16 protein-coding genes are annotated in these 18725 nt (G+C 73.3%); 9 read left to right on the top strand and 7 right to left on the bottom strand.

From position 1 onward, the window contains the following. Positions 1–112: 112 nt before the first annotated feature. The 4 genes from ACFULQ_RS26060 to ACFULQ_RS26045 all read right to left on the bottom strand — a co-directional run bounded on the left by ACFULQ_RS26060 (position 113) and on the right by ACFULQ_RS26045 (position 6010). The gene (locus tag ACFULQ_RS26060) at positions 113–2554 is read right to left on the bottom strand and encodes an FtsX-like permease family protein (RefSeq protein ID WP_383547800.1); all 2442 of its coding nucleotides are present in this window, start codon (positions 2552–2554) and stop codon (positions 113–115) included. Then, the gene (locus tag ACFULQ_RS26055; RefSeq protein ID WP_383547797.1) at positions 2548–3285 is read right to left on the bottom strand and encodes an ABC transporter ATP-binding protein; all 738 of its coding nucleotides are present in this window, start codon (positions 3283–3285) and stop codon (positions 2548–2550) included. The genes ACFULQ_RS26060 and ACFULQ_RS26055 overlap by 7 nt, the downstream gene beginning before the upstream one ends. 175 nt (positions 3286–3460) lie before the next feature. Beyond that, on the bottom strand, positions 3461–3976 hold the full coding sequence (locus ACFULQ_RS26050; protein WP_383547794.1) for a DedA family protein: 516 nt from the start codon (positions 3974–3976) through the stop codon (positions 3461–3463). Positions 3977–4165: 189 nt separating this feature from the next. Further along, positions 4166–6010, bottom strand: a complete 1845-nt coding sequence (locus ACFULQ_RS26045) for a BTAD domain-containing putative transcriptional regulator (RefSeq protein ID WP_383547792.1) — start codon at positions 6008–6010, stop codon at positions 4166–4168. A gap of 377 nt (positions 6011–6387) precedes the next feature. Between ACFULQ_RS26045 and ACFULQ_RS26040 the strand changes: the two genes are divergently transcribed. The 6 genes from ACFULQ_RS26040 (at position 6388) to ACFULQ_RS26015 (ending at position 11853) form a co-directional block, all read left to right on the top strand. Next, positions 6388–7668 (top strand): sensor histidine kinase, encoded by a 1281-nt coding sequence (locus tag ACFULQ_RS26040; protein WP_383547812.1) that lies wholly within the window; start codon positions 6388–6390, stop codon positions 7666–7668. Between the two features lie 17 nt (positions 7669–7685). Then, entirely contained in the window at positions 7686–8300 is a 615-nt protein-coding gene (locus ACFULQ_RS26035; RefSeq protein WP_383547789.1) for a LuxR C-terminal-related transcriptional regulator, read from the top strand. A gap of 128 nt (positions 8301–8428) precedes the next feature. Beyond that, the gene (locus ACFULQ_RS26030; RefSeq protein ID WP_383547787.1) at positions 8429–8881 is read left to right on the top strand and encodes a phospholipase; all 453 of its coding nucleotides are present in this window, start codon (positions 8429–8431) and stop codon (positions 8879–8881) included. A gap of 166 nt (positions 8882–9047) precedes the next feature. Continuing rightward, on the top strand, positions 9048–10499 hold the full coding sequence (locus tag ACFULQ_RS26025) for a DUF2252 domain-containing protein (RefSeq protein ID WP_383547784.1): 1452 nt from the start codon (positions 9048–9050) through the stop codon (positions 10497–10499). 152 nt (positions 10500–10651) lie between these two features. Further along, a complete protein-coding gene (locus ACFULQ_RS26020) occupies positions 10652–11467 on the top strand; it encodes a J domain-containing protein (protein ID WP_383547781.1) in 816 nt (271 codons plus the stop codon). Positions 11468–11523: 56 nt separating this feature from the next. After that, a complete protein-coding gene (locus tag ACFULQ_RS26015; RefSeq protein WP_383547809.1) occupies positions 11524–11853 on the top strand; it encodes a rhodanese-like domain-containing protein in 330 nt (109 codons plus the stop codon). Positions 11854–12077: 224 nt separating this feature from the next. On the opposite strand, the gene ACFULQ_RS26010 is transcribed toward ACFULQ_RS26015, so the two are convergent. Together ACFULQ_RS26010 and ACFULQ_RS26005 are read right to left on the bottom strand one after the other, a co-directional pair. Beyond that, positions 12078–12260, bottom strand: coding sequence for a hypothetical protein (locus tag ACFULQ_RS26010; RefSeq protein ID WP_383547778.1), 183 nt, complete (start codon positions 12258–12260; stop codon positions 12078–12080). Positions 12261–12330: 70 nt separating this feature from the next. Beyond that, positions 12331–13473: an acyl-CoA dehydrogenase family protein gene (locus tag ACFULQ_RS26005; RefSeq protein ID WP_383547776.1), complete on the bottom strand. Its 1143-nt coding sequence runs from the start codon at positions 13471–13473 to the stop codon at positions 12331–12333. Between the two features lie 321 nt (positions 13474–13794). Between ACFULQ_RS26005 and ACFULQ_RS26000 the strand changes: the two genes are divergently transcribed. The 3 genes from ACFULQ_RS26000 to ACFULQ_RS25990 are packed head-to-tail and all read left to right on the top strand — an operon-like array spanning position 13795 to position 16885. Then, complete coding sequence (locus ACFULQ_RS26000; RefSeq protein ID WP_383547773.1) at positions 13795–14871, top strand: DUF5819 family protein; 1077 nt, start codon at positions 13795–13797, stop codon at positions 14869–14871. After that, positions 14868–16142: an HTTM domain-containing protein gene (locus tag ACFULQ_RS25995; protein WP_383547770.1), complete on the top strand. Its 1275-nt coding sequence runs from the start codon at positions 14868–14870 to the stop codon at positions 16140–16142. Before ACFULQ_RS26000 ends, ACFULQ_RS25995 begins: the two co-directional genes overlap by 4 nt. Continuing rightward, complete coding sequence (locus tag ACFULQ_RS25990; RefSeq protein ID WP_383547767.1) at positions 16139–16885, top strand: TrmH family RNA methyltransferase; 747 nt, start codon at positions 16139–16141, stop codon at positions 16883–16885. The genes ACFULQ_RS25995 and ACFULQ_RS25990 overlap by 4 nt, the downstream gene beginning before the upstream one ends. Here ACFULQ_RS25990 and paaN read toward each other — a convergent pair. Then, positions 16882–18573, bottom strand: a complete 1692-nt coding sequence (paaN, locus tag ACFULQ_RS25985; RefSeq protein WP_383547764.1) for a phenylacetic acid degradation protein PaaN — start codon at positions 18571–18573, stop codon at positions 16882–16884. The genes ACFULQ_RS25990 and paaN overlap by 4 nt on opposite strands. Positions 18574–18725 lie beyond the last annotated feature (152 nt).

Here is an 18725-nt window from a genome sequence, read left to right as displayed (position 1 = left end):
GCCCTGCGAGGCGACCCGGCCGTCGTTTCCGCTCGTGGACCCCGGGGTGGGTCCGCGAGCGGGGTGGCGCCGACCGGGACGGGGGAGGTACCGACCGGCGCCGGTCAGGGGGTCACTCCCGCATGCCGGCCAGTTCCACGGCCCGGCGCCGCATGGCCAGCCCGGCGGGGGCGACGGAGAACACCACCGCCAGCACGGCACACGCACCCACGGTCGCCCCGAGCTCCGCCCACGGCATCTCCACCGGGCTCCACACCGACAGCAGACCGAGCGCGCTCCACATGCCCGCCAGGTTGAGCCCGGCGACCAGGAGTCCGAGCACTCCGCCGACCGCGACGACCATCAGCGCCTCACCGGCGACCAGTCTGAGCACCTGCCACTGGGTGGCCCCGGCCAGCCGCAGGACGGCCAGGTCGCGCACCCGGTCGGAGGTCGCCATGACCATCGTGTTGGCCAGGGAGATCCCGGTGTAGAGCAGGGCGATGCCGAGGACCAGGATGAAGCCGTACCGGGTGGTCCGGTTGGTCTCGGGATAACTGGCCTGCACCCACTGATCCTTGGTGAAGACCTGCCCGCCCGCCTTGGTGAGCGCGGCGGACACGGCCGACGGGTCGGCCCCGTCGGCGAGGGAGACGTCCACCCGGTCGACGCGCGCACCGGGGGCGTTGGCGGGGGTGACATAGGCGCCGTTGTTCCCGGTGCCGGTCGTCATCACCGCGGCGATCCGCAGCGACCTCTTCGTGCCGTTCCCGAGCCACACGTCCACGCGCTGTCCGACGGTGTGCTTCTCCCACTCCTCGTTGACGATGATCGAGTCGTCGTCGAGGTCGCTCACCTTCCCGGCGGCCAGCGGCAGACGCACGGTCGCGGCGAGCGGACCCGCATCGGCCGCGCGGGCCTCGGACTTGATGAGGGCGACGCCGTCCTCCAGGACGTACACGGCACTCGACGAGGTCGCCGAGACCACGGCGCCCTTGACCGCCTTGAGTTTGCGCACGGTCGCCGCGTCGAACCCGGCGTCCCCGGCCGGCGTGACCACGAAGGAGGCCGCCGTCTGCTCGCGCGTCTCGGTGGCCTTCGCCTCGTTCAGGGTGGCCGTGGCGCCCAGCAGCGAGCCCGCGAGAGCGACGGTGACCAGGACGGGCGCCGCGATCGCCGCCGTACGGCGGATGCCGGCAGCCGCGTTCTCCCGCACCAGCATGCCGCCCGCGCCGGGCAGTTGGGCCGGCAGCCAGGCGATCAGCCGGGTGAGCGGACGCACCAGGACCGGCGCGAGCAGCGCGATCGCGGTGATGAGCAGCATCGGACGGCTGACGTAGGTCTTGCGGTGCAGCAGTTCACCCGGGTCGGAGACCAGGGCGAGCCCCAGGGTCACCGCCGCGGTCAGCAGCAGCCCGGCCCCGAACAGCCAGCGCCCCCAGGTCATCGCCTTGGTGTCCACGGACGCCTCGCGCAGCGCCTGGGTGGGGCCGGTGCGGCCGGCCCGCCAGGACGCGGCGATCACCCCGAGCAGCGCGACGAGCAGACCGGTCCAGAAGGCCATGTGGTACGGCCAGGTGAAGTCGCCGATGGTGAACCAGCTGGGTGCGAGCCCGCCGTCGACCACCCACGCGGCGAGCTTCGGGGCGCCGTACGCGCCGAGCACACAGCCCGCCGCCGACGCCAGCACGCCGACCACCAGGGCCTCGGCGAACACCATCCGCCGGACCTGGCCGGGGGTGGCGCCCGCGGTGCGCAGCAGGCCGAACTCCCGGCGCCGCTGGGCGACCGCGAAGGCGAACGTGGACGCCACCACGAACACCGACACGAAGGCGGTGACTCCGCCGGCGGTGCCGAACATGGCGTTCATCGCGGTGAGCGCCTCGCTGTCGCGGTCCGGATCGGCGTCGGCGAGACGGCGGTCGGTGCCGGTGAGGACCTGGAGGTCCTGTCCCTCGACGGCCGCGCGCACGTCCGCCGCGTCCGCCGTCACCACCACCTGGGTGCTGGTCGGCGACAGTTCGGCGGCCCGGGCGTCGGTGTAGAAGACGGCGTCCTCGAAGCCGCGCGAGGCGACGGTGCCGACGACCGTGACGGTCCCGCGGTCGGTCGTGACGCGCTCACCGGGCCGGGCCCAGTCACCGGTGACGACGACCTCGTCGGCGGCACGGGGAGCACGGCCCGCGTCGATCGCGTACGGCGCGAAGGCGGCCGTGGACCAGGGGTGGCCGACCAGGTCGCCGGGGCCCTTCGCGGCCCGCACCGCGAACGACCGGTCGGCGACGACCGTGCCGAGCTCGCGGAGCCTGCCCACGGTCGCCTCGGGCACCGCGCGCGGGTGGACGAGCTTCTGGGTGCGGTCGCCGATCGGGGTCGGCACCGACAGGGTGTCCTGCCCCTGCACGACGACCGGCGCCGCGGCGAACCGCTCCGGCTGCCGCTCGGGCGCGTCCAGGGAGGAGGCGAGGGCCAGGCCCATCACGGCGAGCAGCGCGACACCCAGCGAGAGGGCGACGAAGCTGCCGACGAAGGTGACCCAGCGGGTGCGCAGGGTGCGCAGGGCGACGCTCAGCACGGCACGGCCTCCAGCTTGGTCATCCGGGCCGCGATGTCGTCCGCGCTCGCGCCGATCAGCTCGCCGTTGACCCGGCCGTCGACGAGGAAGACCACGCGGTCGGCGTAGGAGGCGGCGACCGGGTCGTGGGTGACCATGATGATCGTCTGACCCTCGCGGTCGACCATGGAGCGCAGCAGGGCCAGCACCTCGCGGCTGGTCTGCGAGTCCAGGGCACCGGTCGGCTCGTCGCCGAAGAGGACCTCGGGGCGAGTGATCAGCGCGCGGGCCAGGGCGACGCGCTGCTGCTGGCCGCCGGACATCTCGGTCGGCCGGTGCCGGGCGCGCTCGCCCAGCCCGACCTGCTGGAGCACCTCACGCACCCGGGACTTCGCGACCCGCTTGCCGGCCAGCCGCAGTGGCAGGGCGACGTTCTGCTCGGCGGTCAGCGCGGGCAGCAGGTTGAACGCCTGGAACACGAACCCGATGCGCTCGCGGCGCAGCAGCGTCAGCTTGGTCTCGCTGAGCTTGGTCAGCTCGGTGCCGCCCACCGAGACCGAGCCCGAGGTGGGGCGGTCCAGGCCCGCGGCGCACTGGAGCAGGGTCGACTTGCCGGAGCCGGAGGGGCCCATGACGGCGGTGAAGGTGCCGCGCGGGAAGGAGAGGGAGACCTGGTCGAGGGCGGTGACGGCGCTGTCGCCCGACCCGTAGCTCCTGCTGACGGAGCGCAACTGGATGGCGTCGTTGTTCATCTGTCCCAACTCGTTCGGTGTCGGTCCTCCCGCACACCTGGGCGGGACGGAAGTTCTGGGCTGGTGGAGCCGGCGCCGGCACCGCCATTGTGGGCGGGGCCGGGGTGCCGGGTCCGGCGTTGCGCCTGGCAGGTGGCTGCCGTGGCAAGAGGCTGCGTGAGCCGCCGGGGCGGTGTCACCCGGGTCCGGCGGGCCCGATGACATAGCCGATGAGCACGAACGCCGGGGCCCACACGGCGCTGCTGACCACGGACCACAGCAGATAGCGCCGCAGGGGCATGCGCAGCGCCCCGCACAGGGTCGGCACCAGGGTGCGCAGGACGGCGGTGAACCGGCCGACGAACACCGCGCCGGCGCCCCGGCGTTCGATGAGCCCGAGGGCCCGCTCGGTGTAGCGGCGCCGGCCCGCCCGCGCCTGGAGCGGTGCGAGCACCCGGCCCTTCCAGCGGCGGCCGACGGCGTATCCGGCCAGGTTGCCGAGGACGGCGCCGGCCAGCGCGGTGAGCAGCGCCGCCTCGACCGTCACATGGCCCTGCCAGGCGAGCATCCCGCCCAGCACCACCGCCGTCTGGCCCGGCAGCAGCGCGCCGATCACCGGGAGAGCCGCCTCCAGCGCGGGCAGCAGCAGCACCACGGCGAGAATGCCGACGCCGCCGTGCGCCGCCATCTGCTCCGCCAGCCAAGCCGTCATCCGGGTGCCGCCTCTCTCGTCCTCTCGGTGACTCCACGAAACCGCGTGAGGACACCGCGACGCAGTGCGGCAGGGACGAGACTTGGGGTAGGGCTGGGCATACCCACGGGGCTCGGGCGGACCTACCAGGAGCACCGCGCGGAGCGGGTCGACCCGCGTAGCGCGCCCCTGACGGTCGTAGGCCACGGCTCAACCCGCCGCCGTGAGCCGCCTGTCGGTGTTCCTGTCCGTGTCGTGGCCGGCCGCCTCGGTCAGCGCCGCGAGCCGGACCAGTGCGTGGAAGCGGTAGCGCGGGCGGCCCTCGGCGTCGATGCCGGCCATCTCCAGCAGCGCGCCCTCGACCAGCCGTTCCAGCAGTTCCTCGGCCGTGTCCTCGGACAGCCCGGCCACCACCCCGGCCTCGGCCGCGGTGAACGTGCCGGCGGCGGGCGAGGCCAGGACGCGCGCGAGGTCCCGCTCGCCGTGCGGCCGGGCGCGCAGGGCCGAGCCGAGGACGCGGCCCACGTCCAGCTCTCCGGCGCGCAGTTCGCCGAGCCGCAGCGCCGGGTCGGCGAGGCGCCGGGCCAGTCGGGCGGCGGGGCGGTGCGGACGGGCGGCGAGCCGGACCGCCGCGGCCCGCAGCGCGAGCGGCAGCCCGGCACACGCCCGCACGATCACGTCGGCCGCCTCCGGTTCCACCACGATCCGGGTGTTCCCGGCGATCGTCGCGAGCAGCGCGAGGGACTCCGAGACCCCCATCGGCTCCAGCACGACGGTGCGGGAACCGGGCACGGCGGTGAGCCGGTTGCGGCTGGTCACCAGCACCGCCGCGTCGGTCGTGGCCGGCAGCAGCGCGTCCAGCTGGAGTTCGCCCGCGGCGTCGTCCAGCAGGATCAGCAGCCGGCGCCCCGCGGTCCGGGTGCGATAGCGGTGGATCAGGTCGTCCAGGCGGTCCGGGGCGTCCGGCGCCGCCATGTCCTCGTCGCGCTCGCCGAGCGCCCGCAACAGCCCGACGAGCACCTCGGCGGAGTCCTTGACCGTGCCGTCCTCGTGCCGCAGCCGTGCGTGCAGCAGCCCGTCGGGGAACTCCCCGGCCACGGCATGCGCCACCTGGAGGGCGAGGGCGGTCTTGCCGATCCCGGCCATCCCGGTGATCAGCAGGCGCCGGGTCCGGAAGCCCGAGGGCCGGCCGTCCGGCGCCAACCGGGCGCACAGCTCGGCGAACTCGACCTGGCGGCCGGTGAAGTCGGCGGTCGCGGGCGGCACCATGACCGGCGGGGACACCAGCGACACCGGCCCGCTCGCGGCCGGCCGCGGCAGCAGGCTCAGTTCGCCGCTGAGCACCGCCTGGTAGGTGGCTGTCAGGTCCGGTCCCGGGTCCACGCCGAGCTCCTCGGCGAGCACCCCGCGCCCCTCGTGGAAGACCCGCAGCGCCTCGGCCTGCCGCCCGCACCGGTACAGGGACGTCATCAGCTGGGCGCGCAGCCGCTCCCGTACCGGGAACTCGGCGACCAGACCGGTCAGTTCGGAGACCACCCGCTGGTGCCGGCCCAGGACGAGGTCCGCCTCGATGCGGTGCTCCAGGGTGCTGGTGCGGGCCTCCTCCAGCCGGGGCAGCTCCGCCTCGGCGAGATAGGACGTCACATTGGCCAGCGCCGGCCCGCGCCACAACTCCAGCGCCCGCCGCAGGGTCTCGGCCGCGTCCTCGAACCGCCGCTCCTCCAGCGCCCGCCTGCCGAGCCGGTCGAGGCGCTCGTACTCGAGGACGTCGACGTGGGCGCCGGCGGCCGTCAACTGGTAGCCGGGCGGGCGCCGGACCAGGTCGACCTCGGGGCCGAGCAGCTTCCGCAGCCGGGATATGTAGGTGTAGATCTGCGCGTTCATGGTGGCGGGCGGACTCCACCCCCACAGCAGTTCGCTCAGCCGTCCGTCGCTCACCACCCGTCCCCGGGCGAGCAGCAGCACGGCGAGAACCGTGTGCACCTTGGAGCCGGACAGCGCGATGCGCCGGGCCCCGTCTCTCGCCTCCACCGGTCCGAGAAGCTGGAATTCCACGTGTGACTCCCCCATCTCGTGCGGCCACGGCCCGTGGAGCGGCCCGGCCGGCGCGGAACGCCGAAGCGTTGTCCTTTGGCCATTGTTCGCACCGCACGTTGGCGGAATTGTGCCTTCAATTTGGCAGCAGCCTGCCGTGGCAAGAGCCTGCGAGCGGACGGCCGTGACCCGCCGTGGGGCGGCCGAGATCGTCGTACGACGGCCCGAGCGGCCCTACGACCGGCCCGCATCCCGGCGCTGACCTGGCCGGATTCCGTCGCTCCCGCCGCCGGGGGTAGGGCTGGCCCTACCCCCGGCCCGCCCCCTGGACCCATGGCAGCGCCCCCGGCCGCCCTTCTACGGTGACTCCCATGCACCCTCGGAATGTGTGGCAGGCCATGTCCCGGCCGGGCTTCCTGCTGTCGGCGTGGCCCTGGCGCTCGGTCTGCTACCTGCTGACCGGCGCGGTCGCCGGTGTCCTCGCCCTGGTCGGCCTGGTGACGCTGGCCGCGGTCGGCGGAGCGCTGGCCGTCGTCCTGGTCGGGCTGCCGCTGCTGGTCGTGCTGGCCCTCGCCGGTCTGCCGGTGGCCTGGGTGGAGCGGCGCAGGCTCGGCCTCGTCGACCTGGACCCGGCACCGGACCCGCACCAGGCGCCGGCCGCCGAGGGACTGGTGTCCTGGCTGACGACCCGGCTCAAGGAGCAGGTCACCTGGCGCGAACTCGCGTACACCGTGCTCTTCGCGGGCCTGCTGTGGCCGCTGGACGCGCTGGTGTTCACGGTCGGGCTGCTCTTCCCGCTCTCCATGGCCGCCACCCCGCTCCTCATGGCCACGATCGGGGAGGGCCAGGAGACGAAGGTGCTCAAGCAGTGGACGGTCACCACCTGGCCGACGGCGTTCGGGGTCGCCGTGCTGGGACTGCTCCTCCTGGCCCTCGGCGCCTACGCGCTGGGCGTCGCGGCCGGCGCCCGCGCCGAGCTGACCCGGCTGCTGATCGCCGACCGGGACGGCGACCTGGGCGCCCGCGTGGTCGAACTGAGCCGTTCCCGGGTGCGGTTGGTGGACGCCTTCGAGGCCGAGCGCCGGCGCATCGAACGCGATCTGCACGACGGCGCCCAACAGCGCCTGGTCGCCCTGACGATGACCCTGGGCCTGGCCCGCCTCGACGCCCCGCCCGGTCCGCTCGCCGATCAGCTCGCCAAGGCCCACGACGAGGCCGGCAAGGCCCTCGCGGAACTGCGTGAACTCATCCACGGCATCCATCCGAAGGTCCTGGCGGACTACGGCCTCGAAGCCGCCGTCGCCGACGCCGCCGACCGCTCCGTGATCCCCGTCGACGTGGACCTACCGCTGCCGGGACGGTTCGAGCAGGCGGTGGAGGCGGCCGCGTACTTCGTGGTCTGCGAGGCCCTCGCCAACATCGCCAAGCACAGCGGGGCGAGCCGCGCGGAGGTCCGCGGCGGGCACAGCGGCGGACGGCTGCTGCTGGAGGTGCGCGACGACGGCCGCGGCGGCGCCGACGCCTCCGCGGGCACCGGACTGACCGGACTCGCGGACCGGGTGTCGGTCCTGGATGGCAGACTCTCCCTGTCCAGCCCGCCGGGCGGACCGACCCTGCTGCGTGTGGAGTTCCCTTGCGAGGCGACCGAGTTGAGCGAGGCGGCCGATCGCTTCGCGTAGTCCTGGCCGAGGACAGCGTGCTGCTGCGCGAGGGCCTCATAGGCCTGCTCGGCCGGTGCGGCCACGAGGTCGTCGCGGCCGTCGGTGACGCCCGTGCGCTGATCGCGTCCGTCGAGGAGCACGACCCGGACATCGTGGTCACCGACGTCCGCATGCCGCCCGGCTTCCAGGACGAGGGCCTGCACGCCGCGGTCCGCCTCCGGGAGAGCCGCCCCGCCCTGCCGGTGCTGGTGCTCAGCCAGTACGTGCAGCGCACCTACGCCTCCGAACTCCTCGACTCCGGCGACGGCACCGGCGTCGGCTATCTGCTCAAGGACCGGGTCGGCCAGGTCGAGGAGTTCGTCGACGCCCTGTCCGAGGTCGCCGAGGGCGGCACGGTCGTCGACCCCGAAGTCGTACGCCAGTTGCTGCGCCGCCGCCGCGACCCGCTGGAGCGGCTCACCCCGCGCGAGCGGGAGGTGCTGGCGCTGATAGCCGAGGGCAAGTCCAACGGGGCCATCGCACGGGAGCTGGTGGTGTCGGAGGCGGCCGTGGGCAAGCACATCGGGGGCATCCTGACGAAGCTGGACCTGCCGCCGGCGGACGAGACGCATCGACGGGTGCTGGCGGTGCTGGCGTATTTGCGCGCGTGACCGAGCCCGACCAGGAGCGGTCCGCCAGGTATAGCTCCGTCATGCGGACGGCATAGAGCGTCCCCTTCTTCTGGGCCACGCCCCGGCGAATCCCCGCCGGGGCGTCCCCGTGCCCGGAGGAGGAGCCCATGCGCCGTCGTCTCGCCGCACCTCTGTTCACCGCCGCCCTCGCCGTGACCGCCGTCCTGCTGCCGGCGGCCACCGCTCAGGCCGCCCCCGCCGACAAGGCCGCCGTGCTCAGCAGCTGGACCCAGACCGACGCGAGCAGCTACAACGCCTTCATCGCGGCCCGAGCGAACCAGGGCGCCTGGAGCGCGTACGGCTTCGACTGGTCGACCGACTACTGCACGACCTCCCCCGACAACCCCTTCGGCTTCCCGTTCGCGAACGCCTGCGTCCGCCATGACTTCGGCTACGGCAACTACGAGGCGGCCGGCACCTTCCAGGCCAACAAGGCCCGCCTGGACAACGCGTTCTACGCCGACCTCAAGCGCGTGTGCGCCACGTACTCCGGAGTGAAGAAGACGTCGTGCGACGCGCTGGCGTGGACGTACTACCAGGCGGTGGACAAGCTGGGCTGAGCCCGCACGGCGCCCTCGCCCCCGGAGCTTCTCCACAACCGCGGAGTTGTCCACAGGGTCTGACGCGTTTCGGCTGGTGGCTGTACGGTCGGCACGAGTTGATGATCCTGACGCGCGGACCGGACACCGGACCGGCGCGGAGCCAGTTGCGGGGGAGGCGGTCGGTGTGACCGATACCGGTGCGGGAGCCCAGGCCGGAGCGGCGGCGGAGTCCGCCGGAAGTGCGGCCCGGCGGCCCGTCGTGCGCGGCTTCGCCCGGTGGCCCGAGAGCGCGCACCAGGACTCGCCCAAGAAGCGGGGCAAGGCGCTGCGCGAGAGCGTCCCGCGCAGCGCCCATGCCGCGCTCGACCTCGACATCTCCCGCCCCGGCGCGGTCGACGCGGTCGAGGAGTCGAGCCGCGGCCGCATCCCCGAGCTCACCCCGCTGCGGGTGGGCCGGATGGCGGCCACGCCGTTCGCCTTCCTGCGCGGCTCGGCGGGCCTCATGGCCTACGACCTGGCCCGCACCCCGATGACCAGGATCCGCGCCCAGATCTGCGGTGACGCCCACGCGGCCAACTTCGGCCTGTACGGCGACGCCCGCGGCGACCTGGTCATCGACCTGAACGACTTCGACGAGACGGTCCACGGCCCCTGGGAGTGGGACCTCAAGCGGCTCGCCGCGTCCCTGGTCCTCGCCGGCCGGGAGACCGGCGCCGACGAGGACACCTGCCGCGCGGCGGCCCACGGCGCGGTGGGCGCGTACCGGCGCACCATGCGACTGCTGGCCAAGCTGCCGGTGCTGGACGCGTGGAACGCCATCGCGGACGAGGAACTCGTCTCGCACACCGACGCCCACGACCTCGTCGGCACGCTGGAGCGGGTCTCGGAGAAGGCGCGGGCCAACACCAGCGGGCGCTTCGCGGCCAGGTCGACGGAGCCGACCGAGGACGGCGGGCGGCGGTTCGTGGAGGCGCTGCCGGTGCTGCGCCGGGTGCCGGACGCGGAGGCCGCGGCGGTGGCCGCGTCCCTGGAGCACTACCTGACCACGCTCTCCGAGGACCGCCTGCCGCTGCTGGCCCGGCACGCGGTGCACGACGTGGCGTTCCGGGTCGTCGGCACGGGCAGTGTGGGCACCCGCTCCTATGTCGTCCTGCTGCTGGACCACCGGGGCGAACCGCTGGTCCTCCAGGTCAAGGAGGCCAGGCCCTCGGCCCTGCTGCCCCACCTGGTCACCGCGGGCTTCGAGGTCCCGGAGGTGGAGCACGAGGGCCGCCGGGTGGTGCTGGGCCAGAAGCGGATGCAGGTCGTCAGCGACAACCTGCTGGGCTGGACGACCGTCGAGGGCCGCCCCTTCCAGGTCCGCCAGTTCCGCAACCGCAAGGGCAGCGTCGACCCCGCAGCCCTCTCCGCCGACCAGATCGACGACTACGGCCGCATGACCGGCGCCCTCCTGGCCCGCGCCCACTCCCACAGCGCCGACCCCCGCCTGATCTCCGGCTACTGCGGCAAGAACGACGAACTCGACGAGGCGATCGCCACGTTCGCCGTCACCTATGCGGACCGCACGGAGGCGGACCACGGCGAACTGGTGACGGCGGTCAGGGCGGGGAGGCTGGCGGCGGAGACGGGGGTGTGAGGAGACGGCCCATTTCGACAGGCGCTGTTGCACCCACCCCGAAGAAGCGCGGGGAACTGCGCGACCAGCCACGACGCACCCGCACCCGCCCGACAACCCGGCCCGGTACCCGGTTGGCGCTCGCCCCACGCCCACACCGTTACGCTGTCCGGATGACGTCCCCGGAACCCGACGGCACAGCTGCCGCAGGCACAGGCACCGCGCGGCTGGAGCGAGCCGTGCGGGCCGCCGAGCAGGCGCTCATCGAGTACGAGATCGCGGTGGAGACCTTCCGCATCGAGGTGGAGAACTTCTCCCGCCTGCACCACCAGCGGCTCGGCCCCATGTACGCCCGCCTCGACGAGCTGGAGGCGCGGATCGCGGAGGCCCGGGCCGCCCGCAGCGGTGACCCCGAGGACCTGCGCAAGGCGCAGGAGGCCCGCGCCCAGGTGCTGCCGATGCCCGGTGTGGAGGAGCTGTTCCACGGCTGGATGGACGGGGAGGGACTCTTCCCGGAGGCCGCCGCGATGCTCACCGACCAGCCGGTGCGGCCCCCGCAGCGGGTGCGCCCCAGCGACGAGGCCCGCAAGCTCTACCGCGAGCTCGCCCGCAAGGCACACCCGGACCTGGCCCAGGACGACGCCGAGCGGGCCCGGCGCGAGGAGTTCATCACCCGGGTCAACGCGGCCTACTCCCGCGGCGACGAGCCGCTCCTGCGGGAACTGTCCGAGGAGTGGGCCGCCGGGCCCAAGCCCCCGGAGCAGGGCCCGACGCCCAGCGAGGAGCTCTACGCCCGCCTCGAATGGCTGTCCCAGCGCAAGGAACTGCTGTCGGTGGTCGCGCGGGAGCTGGAGGAGAGCGCGATCGGCTCGATGCTCCGGATGGCACCGGACGACCCCGACCAGCTCCTGGAGGAGATCGCCGAGCAGCTCCTGGCCGACGTCTCGGCGCGCGAGGCGGAGCTCGCGGAGCTGCTCGCGCAGGAGTGACCGGCGGCGCCCGAGGGGCGTCGGGTAGCGTCGACTCCATGAATTTCGGTGGTGGTGTGCCCACGGTCCAGGTCACTGACCTCAAGGACGAGGATTTCCTGCTGGACGTCCGCGAGGACGACGAGTGGCAGGCGGGGCATGCCGAAGGGGCGCTGCACATCCCCATCAGCGAGTTCGTGGCCCGCTACGGCGAGCTGACCGAGGCCGCGCCGCAGGACGGCCGCGTGCATGTGATCTGCCGCTCCGGCGGCCGTTCGGCACAGGTCACGATGTACCTGGCCCAGCAGGGCATCGACGCCGTGAACGTCGACGGCGGCATGCAGCTGTGGGCCGAGGTGGGCCGCCCGGTGGTGACGGACGACGGCCGCCCGGGCTTCGTGCTTTAGCCTCCGGCGGTACCGGGGCCGGGGTCGGCATGGGTTTCGGGCCGGCCTGAGTGTCGGGTGGGGCTGTGTCTCGGGAGGGCGTGAGTCTCCGGCGGGTCTGAGTCTCGGGTCGGCCTCAGCCTCGGGGAGTTCCGAGCGCCAGGTGATTCCGCGCAGCCCTCGGCGATCCCGCGCAGCGGCCCGGCGATCCCGCGCAGCCCCCCGGCGGTGCCGCGCGGCGGCGTTCAGTTGTCCTGGCCGCTCGGGTTCCGGTCGTAGCGGCTCGCTCGGCGGGCCAGTTGGCCCGCCGCGAGGGTCGCGGCCGACACCGCGCGGGTCCAGCGTGGGCCGCCCCGGGCCGCCCACCACACGCAGACACATCCCCCGACGGTGAGCACGAGGATGCCGGACAGGGCGAGCAGCATCATGCTCGGCCTCCTTGGTTCGGAGCGGTTCCGTCATCCTCTCAGTCGCCGATCAAGGGCCCCGCGGTTTCACCTACGCCAGAGAATGTGCCGCCAGCAGATCCCCCAACGCCTCCTCGTGCGCCGCCGCCGGGCCCAGGGACAGCTCCAGATGCTTGGCCCAGGCGTGGTAGCGGTGCAGCGGGTAGTCGACGTCGGCGCCGAAGCCGCCGTGCAGATGCTGTGCCGTCTGCACCACCCGCCGTACCCCCTCCGAGGCCCAGATCTTCGCCACGGCGACGTCCCCCGCGACCGGCAGCGCACCGCGCGCCCCCGAGGAGAGCCGCCACGCGGCCTGCCACAACGTGACCTCCATCGCGCGCAGGTCGATGTACCGGTCGGCGGCCTGCACGGCGACGGCCTGGAAGGTGGCGACCGGGAACCCGAACTGCACGCGCTTGCTGGTGTACTCACTGCTCATCCGCAGCACCCGCTCGCCCAGACCGAGCGCCAGCGCGCACGTCCCCGTGGTCAGCAGGTCCCGCAGCCACTCCCAGGCCCCCTCGACGTCGATCACGTCCCGCGCGCCGATCCGCACCGAGTCCAGCCGCAGCTCGCCGAGCCGCTCCCCGCTGGTGGAGAACTGCTCGCCGAGCGCGACCCCGTCATGGACCCGGGGCACCAGCGCGAGGACGGTCCGGTCGGCCGCGGTGTGTGCGGGGACGACGACGAAGTCCGCGTCGTACGCCCACGGCACCGCCGTCTGCACCCCGTCCAGGACCCAGCCGGCGCCCTCGCCCTCCCCCTGCCGCGCGGTGACGGCGAGTTCGGCGGGGTCGTGGCCGGTGCGGCCGCTCGCGGCGACGGTCAGCACGACCTCCCCGCGCCCGGCCCGCTCCAGCAGAGCCGCCCTCAGCTCCTGCCCGCCGTAGGCCTGCACGGCGGCCAGGGCCGCGCTGTTCTCCAGCAGCGGCACCCGTGCCAGCACCTTGGCCGACTCGCGCAGCACCAGGCACAGCGCGACGGCGTCCAGGCCCGATCCGCCGTACTCCGGTGCCACCAGCAGGCTCAGCAGGTCCGCGTCGGCGAGCCTGGCCCACAGCGCGCGGTCGAACTCGTCGGCCACGGCGCCTGTGGTGAGCGCGGGGGACGGCACCGCGTCCGGGGCGACGTCGGCGAACACCCCCCGCGCCGCCTCGGCCGCCGCCTGCTGCTCCTCGCTGAAGGTGAAGTCCACGGTCCCTGTCCTTCCGACGGTGGCAGATCGGGTCGGCAGATCGGGTCAGCTGATCTGACGGTCCGTCAAGATAGAACAGGTTCTAGAAGAAGGGAACGGCCGGACGCCGACCGATCGTTCGGTTCCTGCCCATCCATGGTGCGCGAGGGGCCGTAAGGTGTCCACCGCTGTGGAAAACCCACGGCCGCCGCCTGTGGAAAACCGGGCCGGGAGTGAGAACGGCCACGGTGGGGGCTTCCCGCAAGGGCTGTGCGGGGCGGTCGGGCCTGAGTACCGTGCCGGTGCGGCTGCGGGATGGACCGGAATCGGGAACGGGGCGGAATGGACGCGTACGACGGAGGCTCGAACGCCCGGCGAAACCCGGACGCCCCGAGCGACCCGAGCCACACCCCCGAGCCGACAGCTCCAACCGACTCCGTCGAGCCGACCGATGCCACCAGCCCCGCCGACCCGACCGAACCGACGGATCCAGCCAGGCCCACTCAGCCGAGCGAACAGGCCGAGCCGCCCGCCCCGGCCAGCCCCGCCGCCGAGCCGCCCGCCCCCGCCAGCCCCGCCGCCGAGCCGCCCGCCCCCGCCGGACCGGCCGAGCCGCCCGGTGCGGCCGAGTCCACGCCCCCTCGCCTCCCCAACCCCCGCCCCGCCCCGGCGCCCGCCTCACCCCACGCCCCCGCCCCCGAACTCACGCCCGCCCCCACCCCGATACGCCCGCCCCTCCCCGCCCCCACCCCACCCCCCGACCCCGACCCCCGCACCGGCATAGCCGCCCTCTCCCTCCGCTACCAGATCGGCGTCGCCCTGGCGCTGGCCCTCGTGGCCGTCGCCGTCTGTGTGCACATCGGGATGGTGTTCCTGCACGTCGCGCCGACGAACACCGTGACCAAGCAGCACGGCAGGGCGGTCGACGACTGGATCTACCCGGAGTTCGAGCAGAACTGGAAGCTGTTCGCCCCGAACCCGCTGCAACAGGACATCGCGGTGCAGGTCCGGGCCCGGATCCGCGGGGCCGACGGGGGCAGCCGTACGACGGGCTGGTACGACCTCTCCGCCCAGGACGGCCGGGCCATAGACGGCAATCCGCTGCCCAGCCACACCCAGCAGAACGAGCTGCGCCGCTCCTGGGACCTCTTCGTCGCCACCCATGACACGAACAACCGTCCGATCGGCCTGCGCGGCACCCTGTCCGAGACGTATCTGCGCCGCATCGTGGTGCTGCGCATCGAGCGCGAGAAGGCCACCGCGAAGGGCGACGTCCTCGTGAGCGTCCAGGTGCGCTCCAGGACCTCCAACGTCCCGCCGCCGAAGTGGAGCGAGGAGAAGGTCTCGGTGCAGCCGGTCTACCGGGAGCTGTCCTGGTGGCCCGTGACGGCGGACGACACCGAGGGGAGCGTCCGGTGAACCGATTCGTCCTCGCGGTGTCGCACGCGATCGCCAGGGTCACCGAGACCGCCCTCGGCCCCTACCAGAGCGCGATGATCCGCATCGGCTTCAGCGCGACCTGGCTGCTGTTCCTGCTGCGCGAGCTCCCGCACCGCCAGGAGCTCTACGGCCCCGACGGGCCCTGGAACTGGAACCTCGCCGAGCAGCTGATCTCGACCAATGGCGCGTTCACCACCCTGATGTGGTTCAACGGACAATTCTGGTTCGAGACCGTCTACGCGCTGGCCGTCCTGTCGAGCCTCCTGCTGCTGCTCGGCTGGCACACCCGCGCGATGTCCGTCCTGTTCATGGTCGGTGTGCTCTCGCTCCAGAACCGCAGCGTCTTCATGGGCGACGGCGGCGACAACGTCCTGCACCTGATGTCCCTCTACCTCGTCCTCACCCGCTGCGGCCAGGTCTGGTCGCTGGACGAGCGACGGGCCCGGCGCACCCGCGAGGCACACGCGCGTGGGGAGCACGTCGTCGACCGGGCCGGCCCGGCGCTGTGGGGCGTCCTCGGGCTCGTGCTGGTGTCGGCGACCCTCCTGGGCAGGCTGGACGGCGACCTGGTCGTCCCGGTGCTGCTGTGGGGCCTGTGGCTGGCGCAGGCCCTGTGGTGGGCCGTCGGACGCCTCGGCCGGTCCGGTCAGTCGCGGATCATGCTCGACGTCATCGGCAACATCGTCCACAACGGCGCGCTGTTCGTGATCATGGCCGAGGCCTGTCTGATCTACGCGACCGCGGGCTGGTACAAGATCCAGGGCTCCCGCTGGCAGGACGGCACCGCCGTCTACTACCCCCTCCACCTGGAGTCCTTCTCACCGTGGCCCGCCCTCGCCGACCTGCTGTCGGCGAACGGCCTCATGGTGATGCTGGTGACGTACGGCACGGTCGCCGTGCAGGTCGCCTTCCCGTTCACCCTGTTCAACCGGCGCGTCAAGAACGTCCTGCTGGCGGCCATGATCACCGAGCACGCGGTGATCGCGGTCGTCCTGGGTCTGCCGTTCTTCTCGCTGGCGATGATCGCCGCCGACTCGGTCTTCCTGCCGACGTCGTTCCTGCGCCGCCTCGGCGACACCGCCGTACGCGTGCGTGCCCTGCTGCTGACACGGCTCCGGTCGCGGCTCCGGACGCGGCGGGCGGGCGCGGACACCCCGGTCCCCGGGCCTCCGAAGCAGCGGGCACCGAAGGAACCGGGCCGGGAGAACCCCGAGAACCCCGATCCCGCGCACGTAGGCTTCCCCGCATGACCGGTACCGATCCCCTGAGCCTGTGGCACCGGCTCGCCGACACCTCCGTGCTGCTCGACGGCTTCCACGCCCTCAAGCACGCGGTGCGTTTCGGTGCCGAGGTCCCGGTGGCGGTCACCGCCGACCGGAGTGCCGCGCTCGCCCTGGCCGACGAGCTCGCACCGGACGTACGGCAGACCCTGGCGGCGCTGCTGACGGAGATCCCGGAGCCGGCATACCGGGCGCTCGTGCCGCGCCCGCATCCCACGGCCGTGGCGGCATTGGCCGTACGACCGCCCCGGGCCGCCCACCTCGAGAAGCTGGCGCACACCCCGCGCACCGCCCCTGTGGTGGTCCTCGACCAGCCGCGCAACCTCGGCAACGCCGGAGCCGTGATCCGCCTGGCCGCGGGCTTCGGCGCGACCGGGGTGGTCACCACGGGCCCGCTCGATCCCTGGCACCCCACGGTCGTGCGCGGCGGGGCGGGCCTGCACTTCGCGACCGCGGTGGAGCGCCTGACGGCCGCCGAACTGCCGCCGGGACCGCTGTTCGCCCTGGACCCGGAGGGCGACGACATCCGGGGCCTGAAGCTCCCGGACGACGCCGTCCTCGCCTTCGGCTCGGAGCGCAGCGGACTGTCACCCGACGTACGCGCGCGTGCCGATCATCTGGTCGCGCTCCCGATGCGCCCCCAGGTCTCCAGCTACAACCTGGCGACGAGCGTGGCGATGACGCTCTACCACTGGAGTCTCGGCGGCTCCTAGGCCTCCCGGCGCACCTCGACGACCCGGAAGCGGTTCGCGACGAACGCCCCGTCGCACAGCGCGGAGTTGGCCGCCGGGTTGCCGCCCGAGCCGTGGAAGTCGGAGAACGCGGCCGTCTGGTTGACGTACACCCCGCCGACCAGGTTCAGCGACAGCTGCGCGGCCTCCTCCAGACAGACCTCCTGGACGGCCTGCTCAACCTCTTCGTCGCTGGTGTACGCGCCGACCGTCATCGCGCCCTTCTCGCGGATCGTCCGGCGCAGCAGCTCGAGCGCGTCGGAGGCCGAGTCCACCGCCACCGCGAAGGACACAGGGCCGAAGCACTCGCTCATGTAGACGGCCTCGTCGTCCGGCTTGGCGCCGTCCAGCTTGACGAGGACGGGGGTGCGCACGACCGCGCCCGGGAACTCCGGGTTGGTGATCTCCCGGGAGGCCAGGGCGACCTCGCCGAGTCCGGCCGCGGCCTCCACCCGCGCCTTCACGTCCGGGTTGACGATCGCGCCCAGCAGGGCGTTGGCGCGCGCGTCGTCGCCGAGGAGGCCGTCGACCGCGCGGGCGAGGTCGGCGACCACCTCGTCGTAGGTCTTGGGGCCCTCGTCGGTGCGGATGCCGTCGCGGGGGATCAGCAGGTTCTGCGGGGTGGTGCACATCTGCCCGCTGTACAGCGACAGCGAGAAGGCCAGGTTGGCGAGCATCCCCTTGTAGTTCCCGGCCGACTCGACGAGGACCGAGTTGACGCCGGCCTTCTCGGTGTAGACCTGCGCCTGGCGGGCGTTGGCCTCCAGCCAGTCACCGAACTCCGTGGAGCCGGTGTAGTCGATGATCCGGATCTCCGGGCGGGTCGCCAGGGTCTTCGCGATGCCCTCGCCGGGGCGCTCGGCGGCGAGCGCGACCAGGTTCGGGTCGAAGCCCGCCTCGGCGAGCACGGAGCGCGCCACCTGCACGGTGAGCGCGAGCGGCAGCACCGCGCGCGGGTGCGGCTTGACCAGGACGGCGTTTCCGGTGGCCAGGGAGGCGAACAGGCCCGGATAGCCGTTCCACGTCGGGAAGGTGTTGCAGCCGATGACCAGGCCGATCCCGCGCGGGACCGGCGTGAACCGCTTGGTGAGCGCGAGCGGGTCGCGCTTGCCCTGCGGCTTGGTCCACTCCGCGGTGTCGGGGGTGCGGACCTGCTCCACGTACGCGTACGCCACCGCCTCCAGGCCGCGGTCCTGCGCGTGCGGGCCGCCCGCCTGGAACGCCATCATGAAGGCCTGGCCGCTGGTGTGCATGACCGCGTGCGCGAACTCGTGGGTCCGGTCGCTGATCCGCTTGAGGATCTCCAGGCAGACCACCGCGCGGATCTCCGCGCCCGCGTCCCGCCAGGCCCGCTGACCGGCCTTCATGGCGGGCAGCAGCACGTCGAGGTCCGCGTGCGGGTACTCGACGCCCAGCTCGATGCCGTACGGCGACACCTCGCCGCCCACCCAGTCGTCGGTGCCGGGCTGGCCGAGGTCGAGGCGGCTGCCCAGCAGGGCGTCGAAGGCGGCCTTGCCCGCGGCCATGTCGAGGCTGCCGTGCTCCCCGTAGGCCTTGGGGTGCTCGGGGTGCGGGGACCAGTACGCGCGGGTGCGGATCGCCTCCAGCGCCTGGTCGAGGGTGGGCCGGTGCGCGGCGATCAGCTCGTGGGCGGTCAGTTCGGCGGCCATGCGGGACCAACTCCTCGTCTTGCGAACTCTTCGTCGAGTCCATGACCTGGGCAGAAACAGGGGCAGGAACAGCCAGTCAGAGTTAGAGTAACCGAACGATCGGTCGGTACAAGGGGGTCCGCCGCATCTGTGGAAAACCCCGTGCGGGAGGA

Source organism: Streptomyces sp. NPDC057253 (assembly GCF_042669125.1).
Classification (GTDB): Bacteria; Actinomycetota; Actinomycetes; order Streptomycetales; family Streptomycetaceae; genus Streptomyces.
The sequence above is the reverse complement of the archived record's forward strand: the minus strand, read 5'-3'. Positions and strand labels throughout refer to the sequence as shown.

What these genes read in the sequence shown, in the direction of transcription:
- ACFULQ_RS26040 (WP_383547812.1), top strand. Translation starts at nt 6,388, where the DNA reads ATGTCCCGGCCGGGCTTCCTGCTGTCGGCGTGGCCCTGGCGCTCGGTC.
- ACFULQ_RS26020 (WP_383547781.1), top strand. Translation starts at nt 10,652, where the DNA reads ATGACGTCCCCGGAACCCGACGGCACAGCTGCCGCAGGCACAGGCACC.
- ACFULQ_RS26000 (WP_383547773.1), top strand. Translation starts at nt 13,795, where the DNA reads ATGGACGCGTACGACGGAGGCTCGAACGCCCGGCGAAACCCGGACGCC.
- ACFULQ_RS26050 (WP_383547794.1), bottom strand. Translation starts at nt 3,976, where the DNA reads ATGACGGCTTGGCTGGCGGAGCAGATGGCGGCGCACGGCGGCGTCGGC.
- ACFULQ_RS26010 (WP_383547778.1), bottom strand. Translation starts at nt 12,260, where the DNA reads ATGATGCTGCTCGCCCTGTCCGGCATCCTCGTGCTCACCGTCGGGGGA.
- ACFULQ_RS26030 (WP_383547787.1), top strand. Translation starts at nt 8,429, where the DNA reads ATGCGCCGTCGTCTCGCCGCACCTCTGTTCACCGCCGCCCTCGCCGTG.
- paaN (WP_383547764.1), bottom strand. Translation starts at nt 18,573, where the DNA reads ATGGCCGCCGAACTGACCGCCCACGAGCTGATCGCCGCGCACCGGCCC.
- ACFULQ_RS26055 (WP_383547797.1), bottom strand. Translation starts at nt 3,285, where the DNA reads ATGAACAACGACGCCATCCAGTTGCGCTCCGTCAGCAGGAGCTACGGG.
- ACFULQ_RS25990 (WP_383547767.1), top strand. Translation starts at nt 16,139, where the DNA reads ATGACCGGTACCGATCCCCTGAGCCTGTGGCACCGGCTCGCCGACACC.